This is a genomic window from Exiguobacterium sp. s16 (assembly GCF_018618115.1).
GTDB lineage: Bacteria > Bacillota > Bacilli > Exiguobacteriales > Exiguobacteriaceae > Exiguobacterium > Exiguobacterium mexicanum_A.
The window spans coordinates 1-6,081 of sequence record NZ_JACSLM010000018.1; the positions used below are offsets into that span (position 1 = coordinate 1).

Consider the following 6,081-nt stretch of genomic DNA (forward strand, 5'->3'; position numbering starts at 1 on the left):
GGAAGACCTTGAGAGGAACGCCCGAGACATCCGACAGGATGCCAGGGCGTTCCAGAAGGAAAAACAAGAAGGGATTAGCCCCAATCGCGAAGAATCAAGAGGGTAAGAGGGAAGGTTGGTAACAATCAAAGAAGAAAGGATGGTCTCCGATGAAGAACATAGACCTCACGATCTACGAGGTGACGGAACTGAACGAGCGCATGAAGTTCCTGGATTTGGCGAAGCAACATGCGCCAGTGGGCAAAGAGAAGCTACGAGAGGCGTTGAAGTCGGCCGGGGCGACGTTCGACCAACGGACGAAGCGCTGGCATATCGACCGGAGCCATCCGAATGCGGATAAGAAAGTGCTCGATTTTGTTCAGACGAGCCGTTCCAGTGTGACGAAGGCGAAGCGTGTCGCCACGGATCCGTTGAAGATCGACCCGGTCACGGGGCAGTCCCGGCTAGACGACGACTATTTCGCGATCGAGACGAAACCGGAACGGATCAATCGCAAAAAAGTTTCGTTGGACATGGATGTGGCGCTACATAAGCAGTTGAAGCAGATCGCTTTGGAAAACGATGTGAAACTTTACGAGTTGGTCGAGGGCGTGCTGCGGAATTACGTCGAGAAGAAAAAATAACAAGAGGAGTGATGAAGATGTTGATGACGATTCAAGGATTCGAATCGAGATACGAGGAGATCATGCGGGAGCCGTCGATCCGCCAGCGAGACGAGAAACTGAGAGAGTTGATGATCGAAATGGAGATGATCTTCAAAATCCCGATGCTGAAGAACACGGCTTGGGAGAAAGAGACCCCCCAGGTGATCGAACTATACCGTAAGGTTTCTGACTCGAGAAATCTCTGAAAAAGGCAAAAAGAGGTAAGTTTGCGTGAAATGACAATTCCTCGCAACGATACCGTTGGTATCAAGATATGGACGAGAAAAACGATTGAATTCGACCGTTTTCACAAACTTTTTTTAATTTTCCGGACCTGAAAAACAACCATAATTGCAACGAGGATAAGGATACATGTGCTGGCTCCAGTTTGTGGAGAAAGATGATGCTCTTTCTATTTTTTTAAACGCATCAAAAAAAGTTGCAAGGAGGATCATTTATTTATTAAAAGATTTGTTACATTCTCGAATTTATAAAATTACATATCGATTGCGTAATGGTCATCCCCTTTCAAAGACATGGTATCCAATTCCAATAAACGTGTAGAACAAATGCTGGTATTTGGGTAAGGAAAAAGGTACGTCATTCTATTTCACTAAGGAGGATTTCAGATGCGCGCCGTAACGTACCAAGGAGCGAAGGATGTTCAAGTCAAACAAGTAAAGGATCCATCGATTGAAAAAAACGATGACATCATCGTCAAAATCACATCGACTGCCATTTGTGGTTCAGACTTACACATCTATCAGGGGAATATGCCGGCTCACAAAGACTATGTCATTGGTCATGAACCGATGGGCATCGTTGAAGAGGTGGGACCAGATGTGACGAAGGTCAAGCGAGGAGACCGGGTTGTGTTACCGTTTAACGTTGCTTGTGGTCACTGTTTCTTTTGTGAACATGATATGGAAAGTCAATGCGATAACTCGAACGGAAATCCCCATGTCGATACAGGTGGGTATTTCGGTTTCACAGAAGAGTTTGGTGGACATCCTGGTGGTCAGGCGGAATATTTGAAAGTTCCGTTTGGGAATTTTATGCCACTCGTGATTCCTGAATCATGTGAACTAGAAGATGAGGCATTACTGTTCTTGTCTGACGTTTTACCTACGGCGTATTGGAGTGTCTTACATGCAGGTGTGAAAAAAGGAGATACGGTCGTTGTACTTGGATCAGGACCAGTTGGACTGATGACACAAAAATTCGCATGGATGCAAGGTGCGAAACGGGTCATTGCAGTAGATGATCAAGTGTATCGATTAAATCATGCTAAAATGACGAATAAAGTTGAGACAGTGAACTTCTCGGAGCACGCCGAAAGTGGTGCATACATTAAAGAGTTGACACAGGGTGGGGCAGACGTCGTCATTGATTGCGTCGGTTTTGACGGAAAGATGTCCCCTGTAGAAAAAATTGAACAAAAGATTGGTCTGCAAGGTGGAACGTTGAGTGCCATTAATATTGCGAAGGACGCTGTCCGGAAATTTGGTACCGTACAGTTGACGGGTATCTATGCTGAAAAATATAATCAATTCCCGCTTGGCGATTTCTTCACCCGAAATATTACGCTGAAAATGGGGCAAGCACCTGTTATCCATTTGATGCCGGAACTATTCCAAAAAATCATCAACAAAGAATTTGATCCAACAGATATCGTGACGCATCGTGTGGCACTTGATGATGCTGCTTCTGCCTATCAAACATTTAACGATCGGGCAGATGGTTGTATCAAGGTCGTCTTAAAACCATAAGCTATCTCATACTCAAACAGCCCATCCGATTTTTAGATGGGCTGTTGTATATTGTGGAATCAAAAGAAGAAATCGGGTCAAAGGAGACAAATGAATACTTGAAATTCGATATGACCCAGGTGTTCATTCAGGAGATGGATGTGGCGTTACATAAGCAGTTGAAGCAGATCGCCCTGGAGAACGACATGAAACTCTACGAGTTGGTCGAGGGTGTGCTGCGAGATTACGTGAAGAAACGGAAGTGAAAAACTCGATGGTGATGTCGGAAAGGTTAAAAAAAGATAGTAAGTCAGAAGGGATCTTCATGTTCGTGAATGCGATGATCGCTATTGCGATTCAAAATTTTTCTGAGACAGTTGCAGACCCGAGACCTTTCTTGGTCGGGTCATTCTTTTTCCTGTTCTTGATGTTCGGGATTTTCGCCTGGAATCGACGGGAGAACAAGTTGTTGTTCATTGGTACGTGGGTTGTATATGTATGGCTGTTTTATGTATGGATTTTAGGTTAAAAACTGCAAGTTTGCGTGAAATAAAAACTCCACGCAAACTTGATGACGCTCTCAAGCCGAAAAGTTAAAAAGGGCTAAATTTAGCCCTTTTTCACAAACTTTTATCATAGGAAATCATTCATTTGTTTCGAGACTTAAAGCCTAAAGCGAGCAAAGCAATCCCTAGTATTAGGAAAATTGGCAAAGAAGGATTCTGAGTGAGAAAGCTAAATTGAGGTGTTGAGGGATAAGTGCCTGTTGCAACTAGACCGTTCCAATAAACGTATGTATTAAGACGTTCTAAACTGTATATGACCCCAGAAAACATTATGAACAAACCACCTAAAAGTATATAAGTCCTTGATTTTTCCATAAAGTACACCTTCCTATTAACATTTTTTTGAAATTTCAGAAAAATTGTATTATAATGTAAGCGTACCACATTTTGTCGTCTGGCGGAAGGTTGGAGAAGAGAGGGGTTAGTCCATGTTTAAAAGTCGTACAAGTAAGTTGCTTGGATCACTTGTTTTAGGAACGAGTTTGTTGCTTTCGAGTGTAGGTCCTTCATCGGTTGTAAAAGCAGAGGGTGAAATCACGCCTATGCAATTGTATGAGTACAAATGGCAAGTCACTTCTAAAACAGCCGTCGGAGACAGTTTCGAAGCATGGCGAACTGGCCCAAGCGGTCGTGGCCCAGCAACATTGAGTATTAATTCATCTACAAGTTTAAATCGTTCTTACACTAATACAATTTCGGGCGATTATAGCATCGGGAAAGCGAGTATTGGAAGTTCTTTAGGTGTCACAATTGGAGTTACTGAAACGCATGGCACTTCTTACAGTATTAACATTCCAGATAATAGTGTAAGAACGATTACTTATCGACCTAAAGTACGAACGTACAAAGTTGTATCTACATACTATCGTTATCCTGTAGGTACTGTAGGATCTAAGACAGCCATCAAAACAGAAACATCTTATGTAAAAGCCTTTGTGAACTGGGATTATAGTTATCGCATTGGATATTAATCATTAACTTTATCGAAAATCAAAGCCCATTCTCCTTTAAAACGTGTCCTCTTAAACACCTTTTTCTGAAGAGGGGCTTTTCATTTTTAGATTTTGTTTGTAAGAAGTATGTGACTATTTTGGGTCTGAAGAGCATAAGGGGAAACTGCTATCACTTTCCGTGATAGCCCAGGCAGAGCCTGGGGTTTCCGTGATATCACCAAAAGTCCAAAAATGGCACGAAATGTGCCGGCAAAAACACGAAAGTGGCACGAAATGTGCCACTTTTTTTATTCGTCATTTGCGTCCATATACAACTTGAAAATGAAATTCCGTCGCGCTTCTCGTTGTGCTCTTGTCTTGATGTACGGATTCTCTTTTTCGTATTCGATGATGTCGCTTTCGAGAAAGAGTGCCGTCCGATTGTTCGCGACATATTGTACTGGGAGAGGGAATTTGTTCTCTCCTTTTTTGTCGTGAATACTTTGTCTTGGCATATCCCAACGAACAGAAAGGTCGGCGATCGTGAGTAGTTTTGGTATGTCATTCGGCTTGGTCATTCGTGGTCGCTGCATGTTGTTTTCGTCCCTTCACGAGATATCGAAGATAAGGAGTGCCCATTTACATACTGACACTTGTCAGGCAGTATTTTTATGGTCGCCCACACGGTCGGAAAAAGCAACGGCTTTAGCTAAAGGTTTTACGAAAAGGCAAAATAATACATCTCTTTATGCTATATTTGTATTATCAGAATCTTCAAACAAGAGGTGAATGAATTGATTATTGATACGGTTAAAAAGAACTTTAGAGATGTTGGTCATATGTTATTCATGAGTGTATTTTTTACGCTTATGAGTTATCAATTCACTAGATTTCCGTACTCTGATCCTTGGGTCGACTATCTATTTTATTTCGGTACCGTGGTGGCCTATCTAGGGTTGATATATGCAATTTACATGAAGATCCGTGACAAGCGAAATAGAAAAACGATGCAGTAAGAAGAAATATTTTATTGTCATCATATCTATGTAGAGGTAGAATAATCAGTAACAAAATACGGACGGAACAACAAAAAACGCCACTTCTCCTATCAACCTGTCGCCAAACGGGTTGATGATCATTGAAGTGACGATTTTGTATAGCGGTGTGTAAGAGACATCGCTATTGAAGGTTAGGGGTACATAGCAGGTACGCACCTAACTTAGATGAACTTATCATACTAATTTACCTTAGTAACTTCAAGGTTTTTGGTATATAAAAGGACATCATTCAGTAGCGAGTTTCACGAAACATGCTGCTGAATGATGTCCTTTTTGTTTTGGTCTTACATATAAAAGAGGTCCGCACTCGCTCTCTAAACGAGTAGGTTCATCCAGCCGACGCAGTAAAATGGATCGGTCATCACCGCAGTTCCAGCACGTGATGTGACGTTAGCAGGGGAAGGACGGAAAGCCCTGTACATAGCCTAAGTCCCTTCGGGGATATGGTAAAGATCGTTGAGAGGTTCAGACGGGGTCATATGGTACGACCGGAGGCAGTCCCACGACAAACGGTGGGGGAGTTCCTCGTAGGCGGCTGTATGATTGCTGTGACACGACATATGACGGCCCTGGCCGTCGTATAGTGGGTTATGTGACGAGTCGCCGAAAGGCAGCAAGGTAGGGCGTGGAAACGCCTTGTGTGCGCGATAGCAGCGCAGCGAGTCACATGTCGGGGTTGAGACACCCCGGAGTCTTGGAACGCCTAGACATACGGATACCTCGTCTTGCACTAGACGGAGAACGTGGTGGGCAGATTTTAACCGCATCCTTTTTCAAAGGGGTTAGTCTGCCCATCCAGCCGTTTCCTATCTTCCCTACCGGAGTATGCCCGGTGCGCTCTTTGGTTTCAAGTCTTTTTCTTTCCAAGTTCTAAAAAGAAAAGAACAAAGAGCAAACAGATCAGCGAGGAAGCAAGAGAAGATGCAAATTCATATGTGGCACGAGAAATACGAGCCTAGCGTAGTCTGGCGACGTGTTCCGCATGTGCCCCGACAAGCGAGCGAAGGCGTAAACGCCGTAGCGAAGTGCGTTCAGCAGAGAGAAGGAAGACCTTGAGAGGAACGCCCGAGACATCCGACAGGATGCCAGGGCGTTCCAGAAGGAAAAACAAGAAGGGATTAGCCCCAATCGCG

Annotated in this window: 6 protein-coding genes; all 6 read left to right on the forward strand. The window is 43.6% G+C overall.

Annotated elements, in window-relative coordinates; genetic code table 11:
• Positions 1 to 149 precede the first annotated feature (149 nt).
• The 6 genes from KNP86_RS15445 to KNP86_RS15470 all read left to right on the forward strand — a co-directional run bounded on the left by KNP86_RS15445 (position 150) and on the right by KNP86_RS15470 (position 3,929).
• Positions 150 to 623, forward strand: a complete 474-nt coding sequence (locus tag KNP86_RS15445; protein ID WP_214755151.1) for a hypothetical protein — start codon at positions 150 to 152, stop codon at positions 621 to 623.
• Positions 624 to 640: 17 nt separating this feature from the next.
• Positions 641 to 850, forward strand: a complete 210-nt coding sequence (locus tag KNP86_RS15450) for a hypothetical protein (protein WP_214755153.1) — start codon at positions 641 to 643, stop codon at positions 848 to 850.
• A gap of 423 nt (positions 851 to 1,273) precedes the next feature.
• Positions 1,274 to 2,413, forward strand: coding sequence for a zinc-dependent alcohol dehydrogenase (locus KNP86_RS15455; RefSeq protein ID WP_214755154.1), 1,140 nt, complete (start codon positions 1,274 to 1,276; stop codon positions 2,411 to 2,413).
• Positions 2,414 to 2,511: 98 nt separating this feature from the next.
• Positions 2,512 to 2,658 (forward strand): hypothetical protein, encoded by a 147-nt coding sequence (locus KNP86_RS15460; RefSeq protein WP_214755156.1) that lies wholly within the window; start codon positions 2,512 to 2,514, stop codon positions 2,656 to 2,658.
• Positions 2,659 to 2,717: 59 nt separating this feature from the next.
• Positions 2,718 to 2,921, forward strand: a complete 204-nt coding sequence (locus KNP86_RS15465; protein WP_214755159.1) for a hypothetical protein — start codon at positions 2,718 to 2,720, stop codon at positions 2,919 to 2,921.
• Between the two features lie 465 nt (positions 2,922 to 3,386).
• Entirely contained in the window at positions 3,387 to 3,929 is a 543-nt protein-coding gene (locus KNP86_RS15470) for a hypothetical protein (protein WP_138858504.1), read from the forward strand.
• Positions 3,930 to 6,081: the final 2,152 nt, after the last annotated feature.